This window comes from Marinoscillum sp. HNIBRBA16962 (genome assembly GCF_057801515.1).
Genome location: NZ_CM173603.1, coordinates 4,936,912 through 4,961,899, shown reverse-complemented (window position 1 = coordinate 4,961,899; position 24,988 = coordinate 4,936,912). Strand labels below are relative to the sequence as shown.

The following is a 24,988-nucleotide window of genomic DNA, read 5'->3' as shown; positions in this document are numbered from 1 at the left end:
GCACCCGGATGGTTTCTCCACTGTCTCTTTTTAAAATTACCTTACAAAAACACCTGTGACCGGACATGTCTAAATTTCTCTACTTAGTTCTATTTTTTGGCTTGGTACTGACTCAATGTGGACCAAAATCACCAAAAAAGATCGACCGAAAAGCACTGGTCACCAGACATATTGTAAAGCTGGATCAATCAGACACATTGGCGTCCCTGTCTGTAGGCAATGGAGATTTTGCTTTTACTGTAGATGTATCGGGCTTGCAGACCTTTTACAAGGAGTATGAAAAAGGAGTTTCCCTGGGCACGCAATCGCAGTGGGCGTGGCATTCCATTCCTACCGAGGAGCATTTTACTTTTGAAGATGTAGCACAATATGACACTTCTTGCACCGGCCAGGTGATCCCTTTTGCAGTACAGCATAACGAAGGGCGAAAAGGCAGGGCAACCCACGCACTTCGCACCAATCCCCATCGATTACATATGGGCATCATTGGGCTGGAGTTGCTCAAAGAAAATGGTGAAAAAGTAGTTCTCGAAGACTTGAAAGCCATCAATCAGACCTTAGATCCGTGGACGGGAAAGATTGAAAGCACTTACGAAATAGCAGGTGTCCCGGTCAAAGTAGAACTCTTTGGTCACCAGGAAGAAGATGCCATTGCAGCCAACATCACTTCGCCATTGATCGATCAGGGCAGGCTTAAGGTGTTTATGAAATTCCCTTACGGTTCGGACTGTCACGTTTGTCCGGGCTATGATTGGGATGCTGAGGATAAGCACCAAACGACCCTGGAATCGGAAAGCGAGAATGGAGTGGTTTTAAGAAGGTCGCTTGATACGACCACTTATTTCACAGCCGTTAACTGGACCGGAACAGCAGAGTTTACTGAGCGAGCAAAACACGACTGGGTATTGAGTCCAACCGGAGATAGCTTTTCGTTTTCTGTTGGTTTTGCTCCGGAGGAGCAGGAGTCCATTCCGGACTTTGAACAAACAGCTGAAAACAGCATCGCCTCCTGGAAGGATTTTTGGGAGTCCGGTGCAGCCATTGATTTTTCTGAATGCACGGATCCACGAGCCTTTGAGCTGGAGCGCAGAGTTGTGCTCAGCCAGTACCTGACGAAGATCCAATGCGCCGGAGAGCTGCCGCCGCAGGAAACCGGCCTGACGATGAACAGCTGGTATGGAAAGTTCCACCTGGAAATGCATTGGTGGCACGGGGTTCACTTTGCATTGTGGGATCGCCTGCCACTCCTGGAAAAAAGCATGAACTGGTATACGGAAGTCATGCCTCGAGCCAGAGAAATTGCCGAATGGCAGGGGTTTGAGGGCGTGAGGTGGGTAAAAATGACCGGACCGTACGGCCAGGGCAGCCCGTCCGGAGTGGGCGAATACCTTGTTTGGCAGCAGCCTCATCCGATCTATTATGCCGAGCTGATCTACCGGCAAAAGCAGGACCAGGAAACACTTGAGAAATACAAAGACCGCATCTTTCAAACAGCAGATTTTATGGCGGATTATGCACAGCAGCAGGCTGATGGGTTTTATCACCTGTGTGCTCCGCTGAAGCCCGCTCAAGAGCTTTTCCCGGCGATGGAAACCAATGATCCGCCGTTTGAGCTTTCCTACTGGCATTATGCGCTTTCGGTAGCACAAAAGTGGCGGGAGCGATTAGGTCTGGAACCCAATGAGAAATGGCAGGAGGTGATCGATAAGCTGGCTCCGCTGGCAATAAAGGATGGCCTGTACCTACCGACCGCTTCCCATACCATGGCGTATGAGGATGATTTTTATCGTAGGGATCACCCGGTGGTGCTGGGGGCACTGGGCATGCTGCCCGGGAGTGACCGGATCGATCCGGAGATCATGCAGGCCACTTACGACGAGATCCAGCGTAGCTGGCAATGGCAAACCACCTGGGGTTGGGACTATCCCATGCTGGCGATGTGTGCCGCCCGACTGGAGAACCCGGAGCAGGCAGTAGATGCGCTTTTTATGGATCTGCAGAAAAACACTTACTTACCCAATGGCCACAACTACCAGGACGATCGCTTGCGAATTTACCTGCCCGGAAATGGTGGCTTACTAACTGCTGTAGCGATGATGGCTGCTGGCTGGGACGGATCAGCAGGAGAGACCCCCGGCTTCCCGGATGATGGAACCTGGGAGGTGAAGTGGGAAGGGCTGAGGAAAATGCCTTGATTCAGTAGGCAATAAGCAATAGGCAGTAGACAAATAAAAAATGTGCGTATGGCTTCCCTTTAGGGATACAAGGTGTCGGTTTCATTATGACTAACAGTAATCTCCCTTTGGCTTAAGTTCTTTATTTGATTTGCAATTCGCGAATTAATTATTCATTTACTTCCATTTTGTAGATATCCATGAAACAGCATAGTGGAATGCGCCCTCACGATGAGGAGTAAAATCACCTTCCACAACACAAGCGTACGCTGTGCTTAACTCACAATTTCAAAGCTATTTATTACCTGCAAACCTTGGCTTTATTTCCTCCTGTGCGTAAGTTGCTTTCGGTTATTAAACGGGAGAATGCATGACTAAAAAGAGAATCTTTTTTACGGGAGGCTCGGGGAAAGCAGGAAAACACGTGGTATCCTACTTGCTCGATCAGGGACATAGAGTGTTGAATGTGGATCTAAAACCTTTGGATCATCCAGGGGTGGATAATCTGGTGGCAGACATTACGGATTCCGGACAGATGTTTAATGCCATGAGTTCGTATGCCGGATTGGATGAGCTGGAAGCAGGCAGTGGCGCGCCAACATTTGATGCGGTAGTTCATTTTGCGGCCGTGCCCAGGATTCTGATCAAGCCTGATAATGAGACGTTTCGTGTCAACACCATGGGCACCTACAATGTGATTGAAGCGGCTGTTAAGTTGGGGATAAAGAAGATCATTATTGCTTCGTCAGAGACCACCTACGGTATCTGTTTTTCAGATGGCAAAACCGACCCCAAATGTTTGCCTTTGGAGGAGGACTATGACGTTGATCCCATGGATAGCTACGGACTATCGAAGGTTGTGAATGAAAAAACGGCACGCAGCTTCCAGCGACGGTCAGGCTTTGATATTTATGCTCTTCGTATTGGAAATGTGATTGAGCCTCATGAATACGCCGAACTGTTTCCACATTATTTCGAAAACCCAGAAGTGCGGCGCAGGAATGCGTTCTGTTATATTGATGCGCGTGATTTGGGACAGATTGTGGATCTGTGTTTGAAAAAAGATGGTCTGGGTTACCAGGTTTTCAATGCAGGAAACGATCACAATGGTGCGGTTGTCCCAACTAAACAATTGACTGAACGGTTTTTTCCTGGTGTGCCCATTACTCGCGAATTGGGAGAGCATGAAGCCTTGTTTTCAAATCGTAAAATCCGTGAAGTGCTGGGATTCAAAGAAGAGCATAACTGGCGGAAATATGTGAAATGGAAGTGATTGGCGCTTGCTAACTCTTTGTGCTTGGACGTTTTTCATTGTGATTGAAATAAATGGTTATTATCTTCATAGCCACTAGCTGACATGCCTAACACGCTAGAAAATTGAATTTCAATTATAAATAAGTTAAAAAAATATCGAAAGCACAGTGGATTAACTCAGCAAGGATTAGCTGAGACTTCAGGGATTTCAATCAGAACGATTCAGAGGATTGAAAAAAATCTTACGAATGGAAGTCCTTATACGGTCAAAATGTTAGCAAGAGCTTTAGATGTAGAAATAGCGGACTTGACCAATGGAGGTTTAAGCAATACTTTCAGTGAAGATGATTTGAATTTAGCAAGGATGATGAATCTAAGTTCCTTAGCCGTTTTAATTATTCCATTTGGTAACCTTATTCTACCAGCGTATATTTTTTATAAACAAAAAAGCAAAGCCAAGTTCTACAGGCCTGCCAAGGCAATATTGAGTTTTCAACTATTATGGTCATTTGCTACAATTCTCATGATGGTGTTAATTTCTTTGATCTTATCGATTCTATTTCAACAATTGAATGGAGCAAGAGTGCCATTATTTGTGGTTGTTTATGCCTTTTTAGCTATGGTTAATGCTATGATTTCTATGTGGGTAGCCATTGGCCTTAGTAAAAAACGGTTTCTTTTGGAATTCACTCCTCAAATAATCTAAGTAATTGGTGTCACCCAAAATGGCATAAAAATGACATAGGGCTTTAGGTCATTTTTATTAAGGATTCAGGCATTTTGCCGTCAAAAAAATGAATCCGAAAAGTTATCTGTACACAGTTTTTTTATTCCTTGGTATTACCACTTTTGCCCAGGAAAAGCTGCCAACAATTAGAGCCACTTCAAAATCAGTTGACATTAGAGTTGGTGACGACTATTATGCAAAAGGAGGGTGGCATCTAAACCCTGAAGCCAATCCGGATGTATTTTCAATTGGCAGTAAATGGAATTATGATTCTCTACGTGTTTCGTTTATTACTGACATTGATTCAATCTCATACGATGTTCAACCAGGTCATAAGTATGATTTCATCGTACTATTAAATGAAGAGACACCCTGTTACATTCAAATTGCCACTGTGCCTAATCCAGTATTTATGAGAAGACAAATAATCATACCAGTCTTTTCTTTTCTATTGGTCATGCTTATTTTTTTGTTGATCAAACCAAACTATTTACCTGCCAAATTTTTGCTCTTAGCAGGAGTTGTAACTCCGATTATCTTTTGGGTTATCACTTTTGTAGGAGGATATATTCATGGTAACTACAATCATGCTACAAACGTCATAAGTGGATTGGGAGCAATAGGATCAAAAGCCGAAACATTTATCTCATCGTCCTTTGTTGTTCTTTCGGTATTTTCTCTCCTGTTTTCACATGGATTTTACAGAGCTTCAAGAAAATTGAATATTTCACCCATTCCAACTATTTTATCCTTCAGCATGCCGCTACTTTTCCTTTGGGCTGCAGTGTTTCCTTTGGGCAATGAGTTTCATCGCCTAATAGGGCCTACGCCATTATTTCTAATTCTTGGAACCTTTTTGTCATTTATTTTATGGAGGAATAAGGTCGATTTTCTGAGATTGAGATGGTTATCCATGGCCAGTTGCTTGTTAATGATGTTATTGTTTCTGCGTTTTATCAGGCCGTTTGGATTTAATTATGAAGGAATGATACAGAGGTTTTTCTATCTGGGCTGGTCACTATGGAATGTTTCATTAGGTATTTTACTGTCAAGTAAAATTGAAGCTCCAAAAACGAACTTGCAAAAAAACTAGCCTTTTCTTTGTGAACCAGATTATTCGATTTTTTGTATATTGAAATATGATTGAGGCAGAACATAAAAACGAACTTCTAAAACGAATCAAGTCCATTGATGATAAGGATATCCTGGACGAAATATACAGACTTCTCGAAGTAGATTTTGATGACGATTCCATCTATCAATTAAATGAACAGCAAAAAGCCGAAATTGACCAGGCAAGGGAAGAACTAAAACAGGGGAGAGGAATAGAATCAAATCAGGCAGACAGAGATATTGACGAATGGCTAGAACAGTAATCTGGACTCCTCTGGCTCAGCAAAAACGCAAAGAGATCCTACAGTTCTGGATCGATAGAAATAAATCAACCACTTACAGTAAAAAACTAAATAAGCTATTTAAAGAAGCAGCTAAACTGCTTTCCGTTCATCCCAATATTGGTCGCCGAACAGATTATCAAAATGTGAGAGTTAAAATTGTAAGGGATTATTTGCTCTTTTACGAATACACTGATACAAATATTTTTATCTTAACAGTTTGGGATAGCAGACAGGATCCGGATGAATTGAAAATAAGGTAGTTAGGTTTAGCTTTTCATCTTATTGGGATTTTTAGTTTTGCAGTTTTGGTCTGTTTTTTAAGGTCTTCTGATGAACACAGTTTTTCTAATCAAACTACTCGCTATTGTAGTTACTAGCTACTTCATTATTCAGAATAATGAACGAACTTCAAATTACATTGGCTGGCTGTTTAGCGCTGTTTTGATCTTAACACTTTTTGAGAACAGCTCAATAATTACAATAGGATTTATAGGTTACCTTTTGATTTTATTGATCGCTCTTTTTCTCATAATTAGGGAAAAGATATCTACTGAAAACAGATCTCTTTTGATATTTTTTCCCCTAGTTATTTCTATCAATGGAATTTGGAGTCTGTTGCGGCTTCCAGGTTATGGTTTTTCCTTCCTGCTATCACTGATAGCATTAGTAGTCTTTGTCTATTTATTGTTTAAAAGCAGGAAAGCCAATTTTTTTGTTGTGAGTCTCATCCCGGTAGCCGACTGTATATTAAAATCTTTCAAAACTCATTTGAAACCCTAAGAATTCGCCTTTACCTCACTCTTTACTGCCTTATGCAGCTTCAGGTTGTAGTGCTTGTGTAGATAGTCTTTTGGTAAAGCTGTTTTATTGATCAGGAGAGCAGCACCCAGCGCTGTTCCCTTGGCGAAAGAGGAGCCATAGACTTTATACTCAGGCAACTTATTGGCCAGCAGCTGCATAAAAACCTCATTGCTGCTGAAGCCGCCATCTACGTAAACCGTTTTCAGGTCCGTTTTACCAATTGCCAGCTTTAGTGAAGCGATCTGCAGATCCGTCAGCTCGTCGATCAGGTGATGGTAGGCCTCTTTGTAGGATTTGAAGTTGCTGAGCTGATCGTTTGACCCGTTTTTAAACCCAAATCGCTCCGGCTCCAGCGTGCTGTGGTCCAGCTGTAGGTGAGCCGGGTCTCTGCGTCGTTCAAAGCAAGATGCATCAAACGACATGGTTTTATAGGTACTGTAATCCACCCCAAAATGGTGGGCAAGCCTTTTCGCCTGTTCGCTGATGTGCTTACCCAGGAATAGCCGGGAAGCTTTGATGTTGGTTCCTTTTGTGCTGAGAAAATTCAGGCAGTCCTTCTTCAGATGCTCGATGGAGAGTTCTTCTTCATTAAAGTAGTTCATGCAGATGCTCCAGGTACCCGTAGAAACCAATACAAAAGGTTCGGTAGATGCCTGAATATATGGGACCAGGGCAGAAGAACTGTCATGCACGCCTACACCCACTTCTACCGGTTGACCATTGATCTCCACATGAAAGGAATAGTCAGACGACACGATCTTCGGGAAGATAGAGGTAAATCCCTCAGCTTCAATCCACGGATGGTAGTGGTTTTGGTGGTAGTGCCATAAGGCTGTATGGCTTCCGATGCTTGTAAACTCCGAGCAAAGCTTTTTGGTAAACGCAAAGCTCAGGTACTGCGGAAAATGCAATGAATCCCGAATGGTTTTGAAAAGCTCGGGCTTTTCCTGCTTCAGATAATACAACTGCAGACCGGAATTAAGGAAGCCCATCAGTGGGCTGGAGGTCTCCGCCTCAAACTGCTCCCGATCCAGGCCATGTTTTCTTAGAAAATCCTCCATCAGGGAGGCTTCCATAGGTTTCAGGTAATTGTAAAATGGTGTAGCCTGCTCCCCGTTTCCATCCAGGTGCACCATGGAAGCGCCGTAAGTGGAAAAGTTCAGCCGTTTCAGCTCGTATTCCTTGCTTTTAGTCAACGCTACGACGCATTCTTTCATCCAGTTGACCACAGCCTCCAGGTTTTCAGATGGAAAACCATCATCATCCTGAATTTCGTCAAAGCGGACATACTCATGGGTGATCTCATCCATGTGCTCATCAAACAGGAAGAACTTCTTATTGGTCTTCCCAATATCCACTATGGCCGTTACTGGAGTTTTTTGTCCCATATCACAGGCCGGTTGCTACGGTTTTGGCACCCCGGGACTGGATCAATTGCTTGCGTACATTTTTTTTACGGTACACTGCCACCGGGTCCAGCGCCGCTCCGGCTCTTCTTCTGGCTTCCGCCAAAAGCGGGCGTACGTCCGTTCGGTAGGCTTTCTGCAAAATCTCCTGGGCTGCAGTTACATCGTTTGAAGCCTGTGCTTTTTTGAGGGCGTTGGTGTCTACAATCAGCGCCTGAGCATAGGCCAGCTTAATGGCTTCTACTGATTGCAGCAGGTCTTCCATCGGGTCTTTCAGGTTATGGCTTGCATCGATCATCCAGGCCAGATCCCGATTGTTGGTGTTTTGCATGCCATCCACCAGCTCATTGAAGATCAAAAACAGTTGATAAGGCTTTATACTGCCTACCGTCAGATCGTCATCACCATATTTGCTGTCATTGAAATGAAAACCGCCCAGCTTTTCCTCCATCATCAGCGTAGCTACGATCTGCTCGATGTTGGTATTAGGGAGATGGTGCCCCAGATCTACCAGCGTAGTGGCCTTTTTTCCCAGCTTATTGGCCAGCAGGAAAGAAGTGCCCCAATCCTGGATCACCATAGAATAGAAATTCGGCTCGTACGGTTTGTACTCTATGAGCATGGTCCAGTCATCCGGCAGGTGACTGTATATGTCTTTCAGTGATTCATGGGTCCGCTGCAACGCTTCCCGGAAGTTGTTTTGGCCGGGGAAAGACGCCCCATCCGCCAGCCAAACGGTCAGCGCTTTGGAGCCAAGCTGCACACCATAGTCGATCACTTTTTTGTTGTGACTTATGGCCAGCTTTCGAACGGCCGGATCTGCGTGGGACAATGACCCGAACTTATACGAAACCTCCTGATCTTCCTGGTCCTGGAAGGTGTTGGAGTTTACCGCATCAAACTTCAGGTTCACTGATTCGGCAAGCTCCATGATGCTTGCCGCATCTTCCGGAATGTCCCAGGGGATATGCAGGCTGATCGAATCGCTGGAGGCATTGAGCTGATGCAGAAGTCCTACATCCCGGATCTTTTCTTCGAGCGAGCGTGGCTCTCCACCTCCCGGAAAACGACCAAACCGTGTCCCACCGGTGCCCAGCGCCCAGCTGGGGATGGCTATCTGGAACTGATGGAGTTTGGAGAGGATCTCTTCCGTTTTATGTCCCTGCTTCTCCAGACTTTCCTGCAAAAACCGGAAATCCCGCTCATGTGATTTTACCTGCTGATCGTTTAGCTCAGCAATATCTGATGCTGTTATCATTACTTCGTCTTTCTTCTTATTTGGTATTCAGAAACGATTTCACTTTAATTCTACTTTTTCAAGTTATAATTAAGCAGCAAAAGGGGTATGGGTTTGATGAATTTTATATAACCCCCATCAGCCCCCTTTGAAAAAGAAAAGGGGAAATATTTGTATCAAACCCATACCCCACAATGATCATTCGTCATAACTTGACAAAGTAGGGTTAACTAAAATTCGCCTTTGAATTACCTTCAAAATATCTTCGGACTATTAAGTTAAGGTTTTTGTTTGACCAGACCTTACCCTTTCCCCTCTGATCGTCTGATTGAGCCTTTGCCAATGCAAAACTTCCTATCGTACAAATGCGGCTGCTACTCCACCGTCCACATTCAGGATGTTGCCGGTACTTTTGCTGAGCTTGCCACCCACAAAAGCCAGGACACCATTGGCGATATCCTCCGTAGAAATGATTTCGTTTAGCAGGGTCCTTTTTGCATAATGTGCAGGAAGTTCTTCTACTGAAATGCCATAAGCTTTTGCCCGGCCTTCAGCCCATTTTCCTTCCCAGATCTTGCTGCCTTCAATTACTGCATCAGGATTGACCACATTCACGCGGATCTTGTCTTTTCCAAGCTCTGCGGCCAACAGTCGCGACATGTGTTGCTGGGCAGCTTTGGCGGTACCATATACCACGTTATTTGGTCCGGAAACCAGGCCGTTTTTGCTGGCGATGTTGACGATATCTCCGCCAAGTCCCTGTGCTCGGAGGATCTCCACACCTTTTTTCGAAACGGTAAATTGTCCTTTCGTGAGAACATCCATCAGTAGATCGTAATCTTTTTCCGAAGTATCCTCGATCGGCTTGGAGATGGCCAGACCAGCAGAGTTGACAATGATATCCACTCCACCAAATGCCAGGGAAGCAGTTTTGAAAGCGTTGACAATGCTTTCCTCATTGGTCACATCCAGTGTAGCGTAAGTGGATACGTCCCTTCCGAAATCTTCATTGGCTTCTTTGAGGCGGTCGGCATCTATGTCCGTCAGTACTACACAGGCTCCTTCTTCAGCCAGCACATCCGCTACCGCCTTGCCAATTCCACCGGCACTTCCGGTGATCAATGCCACTTTGCGTGAAAGCGGCTTTTCTTTTGGCATACGCTTCAGCTTGGCCTCTTCCAGCAGCCAGTACTCAATATCAAAAGCTTCCTGAAGGGGAAGTGAAACGTACTCTGATACCGCTTCAGCGCCACGCATCACGTTGATCGCATTGATGTAAAATTCGCTGGCTACCCGGGCAGTTTGTTTGTTTTTAGCAAATGAGAATAAGCCAACTCCCGGCCACAGAATGATCACGGGATTGGGGTCCCGCATAGCCGGGCTGTTGGATCGCTTGTGGTCTTCGTAATATTTCTTATAATACTCCCTGTAGTCTTCAAAGGCTGGCTCCAGCTTGGCTTTGATGGCAGCCTTGTCAGACAAGTCTATATCTTTTGGCAGGTCCAAAACCAGAGGCCTGATCTTCGTTCTCAGGAAGTGGTCCGGGCAGCTGGTACCCATCGGGGCAAGTCGGGTCAGGTCATTGCTGTTGATAAACTCCAGCACACGCTCGCTATCCGTGAAATGACCCACCATGCGAGCATAGCTTGATGCCAAACCACGGAGTACCGGAGCTAATTGCGCTGCCTGATCTTTGCGATCGGTCTCTGGTAATGATTCCACTTTTTGGCCGCCAAATACCGGGCGGTCTTTGCCGGCACGCTTTTCGATGTAAAGACTTGCTTTTTCGATAGCCTCCAGACTATTAACATAGCATTCATAAGCTGTTTCTCCCCAGGTGAAGAGTCCGTGCCCACCCAGGTAAAGGCCTTTAAGGTTCGGATTTTTCTCAATGGCAGCTTCCAGTTTAAGCGAGAGATCAAAGCCGGGTCTCTGCCAGGGTATCCATGCGAAATCATCACCATAAATTTCATGCATTAGCTTTTCGCCATCCCTGGAAGCAGCAATAGCGATGGCTGCATCCGGGTGCAGGTGGTCAATATGCTTATATGGAAGTAAAGCATGTAACGGCGTATCAATGGATGGAGCCCGTGAGTCCAGATCATAGATACAGTGATTGAACAGTTCAACCATTTCGTCTTCATGCTCCAGCCCCCGGTATACATTTTTCAGTGCACGTAGCTTGTCCACGTAGAGTCCTGCCAGGCCATCCCGCTTCAGCGTTCCGATATCTCCCCCGGAACCTTTCACCCACATGATCTCTACTTCTTCACCGGTCAGCGGATCTTTTTCGATGGTTTTGCAGCTGGTATTGCCCCCACCATAGTTGGTGATCCGAAGGTCAGCTCCAAGTATATTTGATCGATACAGGAGTAAAGCGACTTCATCACCTTTCAGCTCGGCGGCCTTGCTTTCGTCCCACAAATAATCTACATGTTTAAATGTCAATGTGCTCATCAATGATAATATTTTTGCAATTTTATGTGTTTAAAGTTTCTGAAATCAGCGGTTTGCCACCCAACTTTGATTGCGGCCGACCAGGCATACCCAGTTGGACTTGGCGTCCCCGTGTTCTCAATGTTTGGGTCGGACCGCGTAGGTTGAGCATCATGCTCATTTCATGAATTTGATGTTGCTAAAATGGCCATGGCAAGAGGTAATTCCATCCTGTACTGTGCCGAATTATTCTTGTGAAATCGATTACATTGCGAAAAAATCAAGAGATATCGTTTATTTGTTCTGTCGCAAAGAGTAAATTATCAAAATGAGATTGAATAGTTGAAAGATGATGGAAGAGTTTCTAAGCCTGGAGATCCGTGACGATTCCAGCACGCCTAAGTACAAGCAGATAGTTAATAGCATTATTAGTAAGATTGAGGTAGGTTCAATAAAATATGGACAAAAGCTTCCTTCCATTAATAAGCTTAGTATTCATTATGTTTTAGCTCGTGATACGGTGGAAAGGGCCTACAATGAGCTTAAGAATCAGGGGATTATAGAATCCGTTATGGGGAAAGGCTATTATGTGATCAATGCCAATCCTCAGAGTCGGCTGAAGGTCCTGGTTCTTTTTAACAAACTCAGTTCATACAAAAAGGTCATTTTTAATTCATTGTCTCATGAGCTTTCTGTTAAAGCGCATATTGATCTTTTCATATATCACTGCAATTATGACCTTTTCGAAAAGATCCTGACAGAGCGAATGTCAGCTTATAACTACTATGTGATCATGCCTCACTTCATTGACTATGATCTGAGGGATTTTGCTGGGGTCTTGAAGAAGCTGCCAAAAGAAAAGGTGATTTTGCTGGATAACAACATCGAGAGTATTAACCATTATCAGGGATTGATCTATCAGGATTTTAAGATGGATATCTATGATGCTTTGGTTCAGGGGCTGGATCAGATAAAAAAGTACAAGCAGTTGATCCTGGTTTTTCCTGAAACAGAAAATTATCCTTATCCCAAGGAGATTGTTGCCGGATTCCAGAGGTTCTGTACTTTTAATCAGGTCAATAGTGAGGTCATTAGTGAGATCGGACCGGATGCAAGTATCAAGAAAGATGTGGCCTATGTGGTTATTGAAGAGAATGACCTCATTAATTTAATCAAGCAAACCCGGGTTGCTGATTATAAGCTGGGGGTCGATGTGGGGGTCATTTCGTATAATGATACTCCATTGAAAGAGGTGCTTACCGGAGGGATTTCAGTGATCACGACTGATTTTGAAAAGATGGGGAGGCTGGCTGCTGAGGTGATACTGAAAAATGAGCCGATTAAAGTGAAAAATGACTTCAAACTCATCCCGAGAAATACGCTCTGACAGGAGGGTTCAGGACGCTTGGGAGTAAAAGGTTTCCTAATTTTTTCCGATATTTTTAAAGGAAACGCAAATCCTGATTTCAAAATCAGGCTCAAATTAGATTTTTATTTCTATGGCAGAATCAAGTAAGGCCCCGGTTGTTGACGAGTTTGAAAGAGAACCGGTACCGGAAAAATCCTTAAAAGGGTGGAAGAGTTTTTTAGGCATGTATGCCGGAGAGCATACGGCGGGCACGGAGTTGATAATAGGGCCTTTGTTCCTGGCAGCGGGCGTCAGCGCCTTTGATTTGATTGTAGGACTCTTGCTGGGGAATTTACTGGCTGTAGCCAGCTGGCGATATATCCTCGTCCCCATTGCTATGAAATCCAGGCTTACTTTATACTACCAGCTGGAAAAGATCTGTGGCAGGTACCTGGTGACCATTTACAACCTGGCAAATGGAGTGCTTTTTTGCTTTTTGGCAGGAGCCATGATCACTGTTTCTGCTACTGCGGTTGGTATCCCGTTTGACATGGAGATGCCGGCACTCACGGATATGTATCCGACCAATGTACTTTGGGTAGTCATTGTCCTCGCTGTAGGTGTTGTTATAGCCTTTGTCGCAGCCCGTGGGTACGATTCCGTATCTCGCTTTGCGAATGTAGCGGCTCCCTGGATGATCATATTATTTGTGGCCTTTGGGCTTGTTGCTGCAAAAAGACTGGAGATCGGTTCCTTTGGAGACCTGTGGGCGCTGTGGGGGGAGGGTAGTGATCCATTGCCCGGACAGATCAAGTTTACCTTCTGGCATGTGCTGTTTTTCAGCTGGTTTTGTAACGCTGCTATGCATGTGGGGATGTCTGACTTGTCCGTATTTCGCTATGCCAAACACAAATCATCTGGCTGGACCCCGGCAAGCGGTATGTATCTCGGACACTTCATTGCCTGGATCGCTGCAGGGTTGCTTTATGCTCTTTACCTGAAGTCTCCGGATGCGCAAGCCTCCCTGGCTAATGGCGAGGCACCCGCTGTATCTCCGGGACCAATGGCCTATGATGTCATCGGGATTTCCGGGCTGATTGTGGTGATCATAGCCGGGTGGACGACTGCCAACCCAACCATTTACAGAGCTGGTTTAGCCTTTCAGGCAATCATGCCAAAAGCGTCTCGCTTTACAGTGACGCTGGTGGCTGGCGGAGTGGCTACTTTGGCAGGTGTATTTCCAGCTTTTGCGATGAAGCTACTCGATTTTGTGGCTTTATACGGCTTTATTCTGGCACCGATAGGAGCGGTGATCTTCTTTGATTTTTACTTTTCTAATAAGGCAGGAATACTTAGTGATTATGCTGAGAAAAGTGGCATTAAATTTAACTGGGCAGTAATCCTGGCCTGGGGTGGAAGTATGGCTTTGTGCTATTACCTGGCGGAGGCTAATGGGATCTTTCTTTCCTTTTTCACTGCACCGGCATGGATACTGTGTGGTATCCTGTATCTCCTGATCAGTAAATTCTCACAAAAAGGAATTCAATCATGAAAATCCTCGCGAAATATTTTTCCTACGCAGTTTTAGCTGCTTTGATCATTGTTTCACTAATGGTTTTTGCCGGACAGGTCGATGTGGAGACCAACAAAGTGATCACACTGGTGCTTACCATTTGCTGGTTTGTGAGCGCTCCTGTATGGATGCTCTCCAAAGATGATACTAACTAGTGTTGTGTCACATCTATTTTGACGCATTCTCCATCGCACCCCTATCCCCTAAAGGGGCAATCTTGCGCGCTGCCATCCCCTTCAGCTTACTGAGGGCCTCGCTTGCGGCAAGCCTTTGGCCACCGAAGGGTGAGCGAGAGTAAACGCCATTTTACGGTTAACATGACACTAGTTTGTAAGATCACTCGGAATGTGTGGAGAAAATGTTTAAATTAAAGCAAACGATTGCACAACCCTTAAATCTTCTAAACAAATGAATCAGTCCCGAAGGAAATTTCTCACCTCGATCAGTATGTTAGCGGCTGCTTCCGCTACTATTCCCTCATTTGGATTTGGCTTTGCTGACCGCAAACTTAAAGTGGCTCTTGTCGGAACAGGTATTCGGGGGATCACTTTTTGGGGTAAACGGCTGGTGGAGAAATACAGTGACATCCTGGAGTTTGTTGGTCTTTCGGATATCAACCCGGGACGTCTGGAATACGGACGCTCTTACATTGGCGTAAAATGTCCTACTTTTTTGGACTTTGAAGAAATGGTTCGGGAGACTAAACCCGACCTGGTGATCGTCACCACCAAAGACTCTACGCACCATGAGTTTATTATTAAAGGACTAAAGATGGGGTGTGATGTGCTAACGGAAAAGCCTCTCACCACTGATGAAGATAAGTGCCAGGCGATTTTGGATGCCGAGAAAGCTTCTAATAAAAACCTGATCGTAGGGTTCAATTATCGATGGAGCCCATACGCCACCAAGATCAAGGAGCTTTTGATGAACAACGAGATCGGGAAGGTGACCTCAGCAGAGTTTAGCTGGTATTTGAACACCTATCATGGTGCTTCATACTTCAGAAGGTGGCATGGGGAGCGAGAGTCGGGCGGTACGCTGTGGGTGCATAAGGCCACGCACCATTTTGATCTGCTCAACTGGTGGCTGGACTCTGATCCGGCGGAGGTTTTTGCTTATGGGGACCTGGAGCATTACGGTAATAACGGGCCTTTCCAGGGGGGTAACTGCCGGTCATGTCCGCATACTAAAGAATGTGACTTTTACTGGGATATGACTAAGAGCGATTTTATGATGAGGCTTTATGCTGACCATGAAAAGCACGATGGCTACATCCGGGACAATTGCCTCTACAGGGATGAGGTGAACATTTATGATAAAATGTCTGCGCAGGTTAGGTATCAAAACAACGTGATCCTGAACTATAACCTTACGACTTACTCTCCTTATGAAGGGTGGAAAGTGGCATTTAATGGAACCAAGGGTAGGATAGAGGCCTGGCTGGACATCCCACATTTCAAAAACACCTCCGTGGGTCAGGCGGAGCTCCATGCGACAGAAATGGACCAGTCCGGGGAAGGAGAGGTTTCGCAGGAACCTATCGTGGTGCATAAGCTCTGGGAGGAGTATGATCTGGTCAAAGTAGCTATGAGCCGTGAAGGGCATGGCGGAGGTGATGTAAAGCTCCATGAAAAGATCTTTGTGAACCCTGAAAAAGAGGATCCCTATGCACGAGCTGCCGGCGTTAGAGATGGCGCTATGTCGATACTTATCGGAGTAGCGGCGAGAAAAAGTATAGAGCGCAATGAGCCTATACGCATTGCTGAGCTGACCACACTGGAGCCCAGGGCTAAGCGGATATAGTAAAAAAAATCCGAAATCCGAAGCATGAAATTCGAAGCAAATTCAAAATGAAAAAAATCAGGAAACTGGGATCAGGCCCATTTTGAATTTTGGGCTTTTGGATTTGTGTTATTTTTTCGGATTTCGATATTCAGTTTTAATCCAGGCCTTCGCCCTTTTCCTAAAGGGGAGTATTGGTATTTTTTGTTTCTCTTTTTCTCACTAAGCTTACTTTATAGATAAACGCTATTCAATTGCCTGACGAATCAATATTTGTTAACTTTTACAAAGAAAGCTAAAACAAATTCGTTATGTCCATTTCAAGGAGACACTTCATCAAATCCACCGGAGCTGCAGCATTGCTGGCCAGCTCACCGGGTTTTGCCAATATTATCATCCCAAAGCAAAAGAAAAAGCTGGGAGTAGCCCTGGTAGGGCTGGGTTATTACAGTACCGATCTGCTTGCTCCGGCTCTCCGGCAGACGGAGGAATGTGAGCTGAAAGGGATCGTGACGGGGAGTCCATGGAAGATCCCTGTCTGGCAGGAAAAGTATGGCATCAAAGATAAAAATGTCTATAACTACCAGACCATGCGTGAGGTGGCCAATAATCCGGATATCGATGTGATCTACATTGTGCTGCCGCCAAGCATGCATAGTGCATACGGCATCATAGGAGCGGAAGCCGGCAAGCACGTATGGTGTGAGAAGCCGATGGCCATGAATGAGCAGGAATGCCAGGCGCTGATAGATGCCTGTAAGAAAAATGACCGGCAGCTGACCATCGGGTATCGCATGCAGCATGAACCCAATACTCAGACCATTATTAAGTTTGGCGAACGGAAAGCTTATGGAAAGATCCGGGAGGTGGAGGCGCGTGCCGGGTACTTCGATCCGAGATCCGATCACTGGAAACAAAACTGGGATATGGGAGGAGGAGCCATGTATGATATGGGAGTCTATCCGTTGAATGCTGCGCGGTATGTCACCGGTGAAGAGCCCATTGCGGTAACTGCCCGCCATGAGACCAACCGCCCGGAGATCTATGACAATGCGGATGAGTTCACTTATTTCAAGCTGGAATTTCCTTCCGGCGCTGTAGCTGACTGTGCTACCAGCCTGGGCAAAGGAATGAACGAGCTGCGGGCTGACTGTGCGGATGGCTGGTACATGTTGTCTCCTTTCCAGTCATATAGTGGCATCAAAGGCAAAACCAGTGATGGTAAGCTGCTGAATAAAACGATACCCAATCAGCAGGCCAGGCAGATGGATGACGACTCCAGGGCTATAAAGGAAAACACCCAGCCGATCGTGCCGGGAGAGGAGGGATTGCTGGATATACGGGTAGTGGAGGCTGTTTTTAAGTCGGCTAAGGCAGGGAAGCGAGTGGAGATCGGGTGATATTTCAGGGCCTGGTTGACCACATCCCGATTAAAATGTTTCTTAAATGTTTTGCTAAATGCAATTTTCGATTTAAGTTGCCGTCAGATCATTAAGATCGGCGGTGAAAATAGAGGCCTCACGTAAATGTGTGGCCTTTTTTTAGTCTCTATGGTATTACCAACCAGCCTGGATCTGCTACGCTCCGTTTACCCGACCTGCCGTGAAACCCCTCAGACTTTTTTATGCACCGTGGCTTCAGGTGCAGGTGTACCTGGCACTCCCCATGTGGACCCCTCAGTCCTCCGGACAGCTTCCCTGCGAGGGGAGCAGCATTCACTCAAAAATTATAAACCTTCTGAAAATTGATAGCGTGCACCTTGAATCAGATTCTCCCCCGCTGGCGGGGGACTAAGGGGGTGGATTCATCCTCAATCCTTTGTATGCATCCGTAGCTTGCCTCTTCGCTGGAGCTTCGAGGCACGTGGTTAGCGAAGGTGTACGGGCACCTCCCCTTGTCTTGTGGACCCCTTCGCCTTTTCTTATGTACCGTAGCCTCAGGCGTAGGTGTACCAGGCACCTCCCCATGTGGACCCCTCAGTCCTCCGGACAGCTCCCCTGCGAGGGGAGCAGCATTCACTGCAAAAATTATAAACCTTCTGAAAATTTGACAGTAAACTACCAACATAACGCTAACCAGTCCCCTCCTTAGGAAAGGAGGGGTGGCCGGAGGCCGGGGTGGTTTTACACGATTTAAGAGGGCGCCCGGTTGGGGTAATAAGACATCTGTATACCTCGGTCACCTGCATTTGTACTTAGAATTATAAGTCGGCTATAGATCACTGATGCGGAAATGGTAAGTGTAAGACCACCACTACCCGTTATTTCCGTTATGCCAGAAATCACTCATAAAGGAATATAGGGCATTCACAAACTTCCAGCCGTCACTTATAAAGATCATTTCCTTTTTTCAGAGCGTTCATCGAGCTTTATAAGGTACATGACGGAAGAAGGGCTTTGGGAGTAAGCCCTCAGAGCCGGAGACAGTAAGAGAAAATGGCACTAAACCGTTATGAAAATGCACCGGGAATATCTATAACACAAATTAATCTTGATATAGTGATACCGGTGAGTGAAAAATACCTAAAAGTGGGTATTGACTGAATCTATAAATATTTTGAAATTGTACCGACTAACCTAAGCACTTATATAATGACTGGTTTTGTTGCACTGGATGTTTTCATTGGCCTGGCTTTCATTTTCCTTCTTTACAGCCTCCTGTCCTCTGTAGTTGCAGAGCTGATTGCATCCATGATCGGATTACGTGCTCAAGTGTTGAAGTGGACAATCGCAAGAATGCTTACTGATACTCAAGCTAAAACAGGTTTTTTACAACGGTTTTTCTTCTTCCTTGGTGGAATGTTTGGATGGGTTTTGGTCTATTTTCAAACATGGTTTATTCGATCTGGAAAAAGTCTTCTTGTTATTTTTTATAACCAGCCTCAAATAAAGTTCTTGAGTGAGGGAGGTTCTCATAATAAGCCTTCTTACATGAGAGCAGAGATCTTTTCCCTAGGGCTAGTAGAGGCGCTAAAGGAAATGGGAAAGGATGCTGTGGATAGTTCTGACAAGGGAAAGATCGACGAAGCTCTTAAGGGAAATAGCCTGGCCTCCAAGGATGGTACAGCCTCTGATTCTAAGAAAAAGGATAAAATAGGTAATGAAACCAGAAAGCAGATAGGTACTTACTGGGATCAATCTTCCAGTGATATTGCCAAATTCAGGTCGCTGCTGGAAGACTGGTTTGATCACATGAATGAACGGGCTACGGGTTGGTATAAGAGGAAGGTCCAGGGGTTGCTGCTGTTGATTGGATTAGGTTTGGCTATTGGATTCAGGATAGATGCCATAGAGATAGGGAAAAGGCTTGCTGTGGACAAGGACCTTAGAGAGCAGTCGGTTCAGCTTGCCATAGCCTATATGGAACAACACGAAAATAATACTGATTCTTTGTATAAAGCAATGAAAGACAGTCTGGCCAGTGACCTGCAAAAAGCAAATTCCGTGTATGGCTTAGGGTGGGACAATGCGAGTTTCAGGTGTGTATTCTGCACGATGTGGAATTCTTATTATACCCTGGGGTATTGGATCACGGCATTTGCCATTTCGATGGGTGCACCCTTTTGGTTTGACTTGTTGAACAAACTTGTCAAATTAAGAACCTCTGTTCCGCAGCCTACCTCTGGCCAACAGGAAGGAAGAAATCAGTCTTCCGGCTCCTCTGGTAAAGGGACGGGAAATGATGTGGTACCTGCAAGAAAACGAGTAGGGTGATGAAGGGGGTTGTAAATACATACCTGAACGAACGGATAAGACAACCGAGCTTGACTGCCGAGAATAAGGTTTATTATGAAAAAGGGGATGTAGTGGAAATTGTTGATATCGTTTATGGTGATAAAATTGAGGGTAATTCAGTCTGGTATAAGCTTAAAAATGATACATATGTATGGAGTGGTGGGACCAATTGGTACTTTCCTTACGATCATGATAAGATCGGTTGGTGGCAAAACGACCTTATGATACCAGCATTGTGGCAATTTAGCCGTGGTGACGGTGCTAAGGTGGCGATTCTTGATACTGGAATTGACACTACTCACGAATTTCTAAGGAATAGTAAAATAAGTGGTGGGGATTTTACCCGAATGACTTCAAAGGCTGATATTCCAGGGACTAATTTTAATGATACTGATACTGCAGAAAGTCATGGTACTAGAAATGCCGGGGTAATATTTGGGAAAAAGGGAGATGATATCATTGGGATAGCACCTGAGGCCGAAATATTTATCGCTAAAATGGCAAGTGATAGTAACCTTAAAGATTTCACTCCATTTAGCCTAGTTAATGCTTTGCGATGGTCAGCTTATGAATTTGAAGCCGATATTATTTCGATAAGCTATGAGTTTGAAAACTGGGGTTTACTCAGGGATGCGATTTTTGAGATCAAGAAGAATAGAGAAGTCTTTATTTCTGCGGCAGTTGGTAACGGAGGTAAGTCTGGAATTATAAAAAATGTGTATCCTGCTTCTTACGAACAATGTATTTCAGTAGGTGCAATGGGACCAGACAGAAAAAGAATTCCTCTATCTAATAGGAGCAAATACTTGGAATTATTATGTCCAGGAAAGGATATTAACTCGACAATCATAGGATCAAGAAAGCTCATCAGCGACACGAGCATTGCTACTGCATATTGTTCTGGATTTCTTGCCCTATTGGTAGGTATTTTAAAGAAGAATAATATTTCGATCAGTTATGATCAATTAGGATTAATTATCAGGGAGGAGTCTGGTTCTGGAACAATGGATAGAAATCTAGAAAGTGGTTTTGGCTCGATTAATCCTAAAAAAATTCTACAACGAGTATTAAACAAATGACTAACCATGAAATTAATCAATACACTATTTTTCGTTTTAACCTTTGTATCATGTCTGAATGCTCAAACTCAGTACTATGATGCAATTAACCTTAGCACATTTATCAAGAAAGATTCTTTGGTTATAGATCCAAATACTGGAAATCAGATTAAAAAGGATTTATTCAAAAACAATAAAATTGATAGCGTGTATCAAATTTTAAAGAATTATATACCTGAACCACAAAAAACTGATCCAACCACAACAAAGGCTGATGTACATAATTTTTATGAGTCAAACATTTTCATTAATAGATACTTACCTTCAGGAGCAGGAGCCGCCGGTCAGAATCCAATTAAATCGCTGACTAGCAGTTCATTAAATAAACTTAAAGGCCTTAACGTCACCAACTTTGCTGATGGTCTCTCTCAGTTTCTTATCGATAGGGCAAATGAAGAAATAAATGTTGTTTTTTTTAGAAGACTGAAAAAATTCCTTGAAAAATATCCAGAGGCAGAAGTATTGTTCCAGACAACACAGGACTTTCTTCAGGAATTTTCACCAGATGAGTATTCTACGTTTATCCCTAGCTTACGGAAAGCATTTCATGATGACTTAAAGCAGCTTATCTATAATGTTGATGATGTGTTCCTGCTTCCGAAATACAAAGAGCTGATAGATGAATTCCCAGAAATACTTATAAGCATCAACATGATGCAATTGACCATTGATTTGGAGGAGGGGATGCACCCTGTTGACGTAATTGAAAAGTTTAAGGACCTACCGGTATGGAAAGATCGAGATGATGCTATTAATTCAAATGATAAATATGCTCTTCGTAATCTCCATAATGCGTTCAAGACTTCTCATCTTTTAAGCAATTCAGTCAGATACAGTGATAAACTCATTCTGATTTCAGAGTCTTCTTCTGATACATCAATTGCAATCAAGAAAAAAACTTGTCAGACCAAACCGATTAATGATTCAATCATAACCTTGGTTAAGAAGGTTGAAAAGATTTATGAGACTTACTTTAAAGGAGATACTAACAGGTACATCATTGTTGAGAAAAAGAACACATTATTTAGTTGCGATGGGGAAAATTTAAAACTCGATACAAGTACAATAAGTATCGATACTACTTTGATCAAAAAGTACGATTCCCCGAGTTGGGTTGAAGTTAAAGATTTCAAAAACCAGATTCTGAAGAACGAAACCACATTCAAAATTTTTCTTGGATTAATCTACCAAGAAAGCATAAAGGAAGACCTATATTTCATCACTGACTGGAAAGTAAAAAAGGATACTACTTTAAGTAAAAAACGATATGTTGGGAAAAATAGCTTTCTAAATGGGGATCTTTTTGGTAAGACGTTAAAAGAAGGTAAAACCTTAAGTGTAGGAGAAATAATTAAGAAAAAATCAATAATAAAGAATGATACCATTAAAGTTCATACTTATCTGGCAGACAACAAAGATCGGTTAATTACACTTCAAAGCTTGTTTGTAGAACTATTGCAAAAAGGCAAAGCCGTCCAGGAGGCTATCGATGAGGTAAAAACCAAAGGTAAAGAAAGCTCAAAGGAAGATTATTATCAATACATCAATACGTCAATTGATGTCATAGAGTTCGGAGTAAAAATTGTCAAACAAATTAATCCAAATGTTTCTGCTGATTCTTATTTCAAAATAGCCAGAAATGGAAACGATTTGTATAAAAACATTTATGAAAAGCAATATTCTGCTGCGATCATGAATGCTTCCAGTATTTATGCTGAGACATTTGATTTGATTAAAAAATCAAAGAAAAATGATAAAATGAACGAACCCCTTTTCTCAGCTTCAAGAAAAGGAAAAAGTAAGGGTCTGGACGCGATAAGGAAAGATAGCGAGACTATTCCTAAAATTCTCCGATATGGAACTTTCATGGCAAATATGATTAATGCGGATGATCCTAATGAAGTCAAATCTGCCATTGAATCAGCAGCGCTACCGGTAGGGAGTTCTTCAGTAAAGAAATATTATAGTCATAACATATCAGTCAATGGGTATTTAGGCGCATTCATTCGGACCGAATCGGAAGTTACTGTTGAACAAACTTGGGATCAAAGAGCCGGTTTAACTGCTCCTGTGGGGATATCTTACACACCAATTTCTTTAAAAAGTGCAGGTTCTATATCCGCATTCGTTCCAATCTTAGATGTAGGAGCAATAGCTCAACTTCGCTTGTCAAATGATGATGCTGAGATTCAAGAAGACATCACACTTGGGAATATATTCTCCCCTGGAGTCTTTTTGGTGTATGGTTTCGGATGGGACTTACCCTTATCTGTTGGTTTTGGTCGACAATTCGGGCCTGGCCTTTTCAATATTGGCGTTGATGATGATGGAATTGCAGCAACTCCAAACGTTCTGAAACCTAGTTGGAGATGGAACGCTTTCATCACAATAGATATTCCAATAATTAATATTTATAAGGGAGGAAGATGATGAAGGGCTTATCAGCGATTTTTATTGTTTGCTTTTTTTTCAACTGCTCCAAGTACTGCGATCCTGAAAAAGTAGCTGAGTCCTGTAAAGTGGTTCCTTCAGATCCCTACCTCGATTCCCTCTTTCAACTCGCCGTTCAGGATGCCAGGGTTATTGAAGAAGGAGAGAATTATCACCTGACGGTTGTTTCAGATGATAATGCCAGATTGCATTTCAGAATTATTAAGGATACCACGTATGTTAAATGCATGACCTGGTTATCTAGAGAAAAGGAATCCTCGTTTGAGAATGCATTAAAAAAGAAGGATAAAAAATGGATTATTCCTTTGGATGAAGCTATTTGGTTAACAATAGTTCCCGAACTGAAAGACTTCTGCAATAGTCACGTTTTCGAGAGTAATGAAAGTCTTTTATTGCGTCTAAAGCAGAAACTCGGAATTTCTCATGGAGTTGATAAAACACTTCTGGCGGAAGTATGGGTGCCGCTAAATGTGCTAAAACGGCCTTGCCTTGATAATGAAATAAATGATCGAACCTGTCTGGCAAAAATGGAAGTAACTGTTGATTCAGATTACCATGAATGGTATTTTGAACAAAGGAGTAAGGTGAAAGGCAAAGACGCCTCTCCATTTACCGGGCTTGGCTATACCTACGACTGGGGTTCCCGACAGTCAGAATTTGGCTTTAGTGAATTTGTAGTGATTGGAAATGGGAAGGATACGATTATCATTGACAACCTTTTCACTCCAGTGGAATACTGTGTCCAAAAAACTTTGTAAATGAAACAAAAAGCAGAAGCCTACGGGTTGGATGATTTTTACTCAATCACGGAATCTTTAATTAAAGAGGAAAGGAAACCAGAAAATAGCTCTGATAGGACAAGATCACCAGGAAATTGCATCGGAGAAACTATTGTACAAATTAATCTTGATCCGGTGATTCCGAAGGGTGAAAAAATATCTGGAAGTAAGTATTGTCTTTAATAATGGCTTTGTTGTATATCATACAGATGAAATTCAAATTTTAAATAAAATATCAATGATTATAGAATTTATTGCTTGGACTTGTGCGATTTTATTTGTCCTGACAGGAATAATCACAATCTTATCTCTTATCGGTATTATCAATATTCAGGAAGAGTATAAAAGGAAATTGTTCTATACGTGTTTAGTTGAAATTATCGGCATCTCGATTTGGGGATTTAACACTTATTTGCAAGATTTCTCTAATACAGAAAAGTGGAACTTTATTGCAATTACAACTCCTGACTTTATTTACAAAAACACTGATACTTTAGACGTAAAAGGATTTGATGAGTACTTGGTTAATGGAGTTGCGCAATACGACCCTTCAAATGATTACCACATTGAACTGACACTTATCCAGAATGGTAAAGAGTCCTTTCGTAAGAATCTCAAAACCAACGATAACGGGATTTTTAATTATTCTATACCTAATGCCATTTTCGTTAATTACTCTAATTTTGAGTTAGTTGCTAAAATAAAAGATGAAAGGAGTACAGATATAAAAGTTAGAAAAATAGCTGGTATAATTAAAAGCGAATGAAGATA

Annotated in this window: 20 protein-coding genes; 17 read left to right on the top strand and 3 right to left on the bottom strand. The window is 43.4% G+C overall.

Annotated features, from left to right (window positions below):
- The first annotated feature begins 65 nt into the window (after positions 1-65).
- From AC3E9V_RS20680 to AC3E9V_RS20655, 6 genes are all read left to right on the top strand, one after another.
- A complete protein-coding gene (locus AC3E9V_RS20680; RefSeq protein ID WP_488750071.1) occupies positions 66-2,195 on the top strand; it encodes a hypothetical protein in 2,130 nt (709 codons plus the stop codon).
- Positions 2,196-2,544: 349 nt separating this feature from the next.
- Positions 2,545-3,447: an NAD-dependent epimerase/dehydratase family protein gene (locus tag AC3E9V_RS20675; protein ID WP_488750070.1), complete on the top strand. Its 903-nt coding sequence runs from the start codon at positions 2,545-2,547 to the stop codon at positions 3,445-3,447.
- Between the two features lie 108 nt (positions 3,448-3,555).
- Entirely contained in the window at positions 3,556-4,134 is a 579-nt protein-coding gene (locus AC3E9V_RS20670) for a helix-turn-helix domain-containing protein (protein ID WP_488753674.1), read from the top strand.
- 88 nt (positions 4,135-4,222) lie between these two features.
- The gene (locus AC3E9V_RS20665) at positions 4,223-5,248 is read left to right on the top strand and encodes a DUF998 domain-containing protein (RefSeq protein ID WP_488750069.1); all 1,026 of its coding nucleotides are present in this window, start codon (positions 4,223-4,225) and stop codon (positions 5,246-5,248) included.
- A 46-nt stretch (positions 5,249-5,294) separates the two neighbouring features.
- Complete coding sequence (locus AC3E9V_RS20660) at positions 5,295-5,531, top strand: hypothetical protein (protein WP_488750068.1); 237 nt, start codon at positions 5,295-5,297, stop codon at positions 5,529-5,531.
- Positions 5,516-5,812, top strand: coding sequence for a type II toxin-antitoxin system RelE/ParE family toxin (locus AC3E9V_RS20655; RefSeq protein ID WP_488750067.1), 297 nt, complete (start codon positions 5,516-5,518; stop codon positions 5,810-5,812). Before AC3E9V_RS20660 ends, AC3E9V_RS20655 begins: the two co-directional genes overlap by 16 nt.
- A 516-nt stretch (positions 5,813-6,328) precedes the next feature.
- On the opposite strand, the gene AC3E9V_RS20650 is transcribed toward AC3E9V_RS20655, so the two are convergent.
- The 3 genes from AC3E9V_RS20650 to AC3E9V_RS20640 form a co-directional block, all read right to left on the bottom strand.
- Complete coding sequence (locus AC3E9V_RS20650) at positions 6,329-7,741, bottom strand: FGGY-family carbohydrate kinase (RefSeq protein WP_488750066.1); 1,413 nt, start codon at positions 7,739-7,741, stop codon at positions 6,329-6,331.
- 1 nt (position 7,742) lies between these two features.
- The gene (locus AC3E9V_RS20645) at positions 7,743-9,017 is read right to left on the bottom strand and encodes a sugar isomerase (RefSeq protein ID WP_488750065.1); all 1,275 of its coding nucleotides are present in this window, start codon (positions 9,015-9,017) and stop codon (positions 7,743-7,745) included.
- 333 nt (positions 9,018-9,350) lie between these two features.
- A complete protein-coding gene (locus tag AC3E9V_RS20640) occupies positions 9,351-11,453 on the bottom strand; it encodes a bifunctional aldolase/short-chain dehydrogenase (RefSeq protein WP_488750064.1) in 2,103 nt (700 codons plus the stop codon).
- A gap of 328 nt (positions 11,454-11,781) precedes the next feature.
- Here AC3E9V_RS20640 and AC3E9V_RS20635 point away from each other — a divergent pair, with 328 nt between their 5' ends.
- The 11 genes from AC3E9V_RS20635 to AC3E9V_RS20585 all read left to right on the top strand — a co-directional run bounded on the left by AC3E9V_RS20635 (position 11,782) and on the right by AC3E9V_RS20585 (position 24,983).
- The gene (locus AC3E9V_RS20635; RefSeq protein ID WP_488750063.1) at positions 11,782-12,819 is read left to right on the top strand and encodes a GntR family transcriptional regulator; all 1,038 of its coding nucleotides are present in this window, start codon (positions 11,782-11,784) and stop codon (positions 12,817-12,819) included.
- A gap of 112 nt (positions 12,820-12,931) precedes the next feature.
- Entirely contained in the window at positions 12,932-14,332 is a 1,401-nt protein-coding gene (locus AC3E9V_RS20630) for a purine-cytosine permease family protein (protein WP_488750062.1), read from the top strand.
- Positions 14,329-14,508 (top strand): hypothetical protein, encoded by a 180-nt coding sequence (locus AC3E9V_RS20625; RefSeq protein WP_488750061.1) that lies wholly within the window; start codon positions 14,329-14,331, stop codon positions 14,506-14,508. Before AC3E9V_RS20630 ends, AC3E9V_RS20625 begins: the two co-directional genes overlap by 4 nt.
- Positions 14,509-14,761: 253 nt before the next feature.
- Entirely contained in the window at positions 14,762-16,156 is a 1,395-nt protein-coding gene (locus tag AC3E9V_RS20620) for a Gfo/Idh/MocA family oxidoreductase (protein WP_488750060.1), read from the top strand.
- 290 nt (positions 16,157-16,446) lie between these two features.
- The gene (locus tag AC3E9V_RS20615; RefSeq protein WP_488750059.1) at positions 16,447-17,535 is read left to right on the top strand and encodes a Gfo/Idh/MocA family oxidoreductase; all 1,089 of its coding nucleotides are present in this window, start codon (positions 16,447-16,449) and stop codon (positions 17,533-17,535) included.
- 1,191 nt (positions 17,536-18,726) lie between these two features.
- On the top strand, positions 18,727-19,848 hold the full coding sequence (locus AC3E9V_RS20610) for a hypothetical protein (protein ID WP_488750058.1): 1,122 nt from the start codon (positions 18,727-18,729) through the stop codon (positions 19,846-19,848).
- Entirely contained in the window at positions 19,848-20,948 is a 1,101-nt protein-coding gene (locus tag AC3E9V_RS20605) for a S8 family peptidase (protein ID WP_488750057.1), read from the top strand. Before AC3E9V_RS20610 ends, AC3E9V_RS20605 begins: the two co-directional genes overlap by 1 nt.
- A gap of 6 nt (positions 20,949-20,954) precedes the next feature.
- Positions 20,955-23,417: a hypothetical protein gene (locus AC3E9V_RS20600; RefSeq protein ID WP_488750056.1), complete on the top strand. Its 2,463-nt coding sequence runs from the start codon at positions 20,955-20,957 to the stop codon at positions 23,415-23,417.
- Complete coding sequence (locus AC3E9V_RS20595) at positions 23,414-24,196, top strand: hypothetical protein (protein ID WP_488750055.1); 783 nt, start codon at positions 23,414-23,416, stop codon at positions 24,194-24,196. Before AC3E9V_RS20600 ends, AC3E9V_RS20595 begins: the two co-directional genes overlap by 4 nt.
- Positions 24,197-24,400 (top strand): hypothetical protein, encoded by a 204-nt coding sequence (locus tag AC3E9V_RS20590; RefSeq protein WP_488750054.1) that lies wholly within the window; start codon positions 24,197-24,199, stop codon positions 24,398-24,400.
- Positions 24,366-24,983 (top strand): hypothetical protein, encoded by a 618-nt coding sequence (locus AC3E9V_RS20585; RefSeq protein ID WP_488750053.1) that lies wholly within the window; start codon positions 24,366-24,368, stop codon positions 24,981-24,983. The genes AC3E9V_RS20590 and AC3E9V_RS20585 overlap by 35 nt, the downstream gene beginning before the upstream one ends.
- The last annotated feature ends 5 nt before the right edge of the window (positions 24,984-24,988 follow it).

Bases quoted from the DNA above. Each gene is read 5' to 3' on its own strand.
- AC3E9V_RS20680 (WP_488750071.1), top strand. From the start codon at position 66: ATGTCTAAATTTCTCTACTTAGTTCTATTTTTTGGCTTGGTACTGACT.
- AC3E9V_RS20675 (WP_488750070.1), top strand. From the start codon at position 2,545: ATGACTAAAAAGAGAATCTTTTTTACGGGAGGCTCGGGGAAAGCAGGA.
- AC3E9V_RS20665 (WP_488750069.1), top strand. From the start codon at position 4,223: ATGAATCCGAAAAGTTATCTGTACACAGTTTTTTTATTCCTTGGTATT.
- AC3E9V_RS20660 (WP_488750068.1), top strand. From the start codon at position 5,295: ATGATTGAGGCAGAACATAAAAACGAACTTCTAAAACGAATCAAGTCC.
- AC3E9V_RS20655 (WP_488750067.1), top strand. From the start codon at position 5,516: ATGGCTAGAACAGTAATCTGGACTCCTCTGGCTCAGCAAAAACGCAAA.
- AC3E9V_RS20650 (WP_488750066.1), bottom strand. From the start codon at position 7,741: ATGGGACAAAAAACTCCAGTAACGGCCATAGTGGATATTGGGAAGACC.
- AC3E9V_RS20645 (WP_488750065.1), bottom strand. From the start codon at position 9,017: ATGATAACAGCATCAGATATTGCTGAGCTAAACGATCAGCAGGTAAAA.
- AC3E9V_RS20640 (WP_488750064.1), bottom strand. From the start codon at position 11,453: ATGAGCACATTGACATTTAAACATGTAGATTATTTGTGGGACGAAAGC.
- AC3E9V_RS20635 (WP_488750063.1), top strand. From the start codon at position 11,782: ATGATGGAAGAGTTTCTAAGCCTGGAGATCCGTGACGATTCCAGCACG.
- AC3E9V_RS20630 (WP_488750062.1), top strand. From the start codon at position 12,932: ATGGCAGAATCAAGTAAGGCCCCGGTTGTTGACGAGTTTGAAAGAGAA.
- AC3E9V_RS20625 (WP_488750061.1), top strand. From the start codon at position 14,329: ATGAAAATCCTCGCGAAATATTTTTCCTACGCAGTTTTAGCTGCTTTG.
- AC3E9V_RS20620 (WP_488750060.1), top strand. From the start codon at position 14,762: ATGAATCAGTCCCGAAGGAAATTTCTCACCTCGATCAGTATGTTAGCG.
- AC3E9V_RS20615 (WP_488750059.1), top strand. From the start codon at position 16,447: ATGTCCATTTCAAGGAGACACTTCATCAAATCCACCGGAGCTGCAGCA.
- AC3E9V_RS20610 (WP_488750058.1), top strand. From the start codon at position 18,727: ATGACTGGTTTTGTTGCACTGGATGTTTTCATTGGCCTGGCTTTCATT.
- AC3E9V_RS20605 (WP_488750057.1), top strand. From the start codon at position 19,848: ATGAAGGGGGTTGTAAATACATACCTGAACGAACGGATAAGACAACCG.
- AC3E9V_RS20600 (WP_488750056.1), top strand. From the start codon at position 20,955: ATGAAATTAATCAATACACTATTTTTCGTTTTAACCTTTGTATCATGT.
- AC3E9V_RS20595 (WP_488750055.1), top strand. From the start codon at position 23,414: ATGATGAAGGGCTTATCAGCGATTTTTATTGTTTGCTTTTTTTTCAAC.
- AC3E9V_RS20590 (WP_488750054.1), top strand. From the start codon at position 24,197: ATGAAACAAAAAGCAGAAGCCTACGGGTTGGATGATTTTTACTCAATC.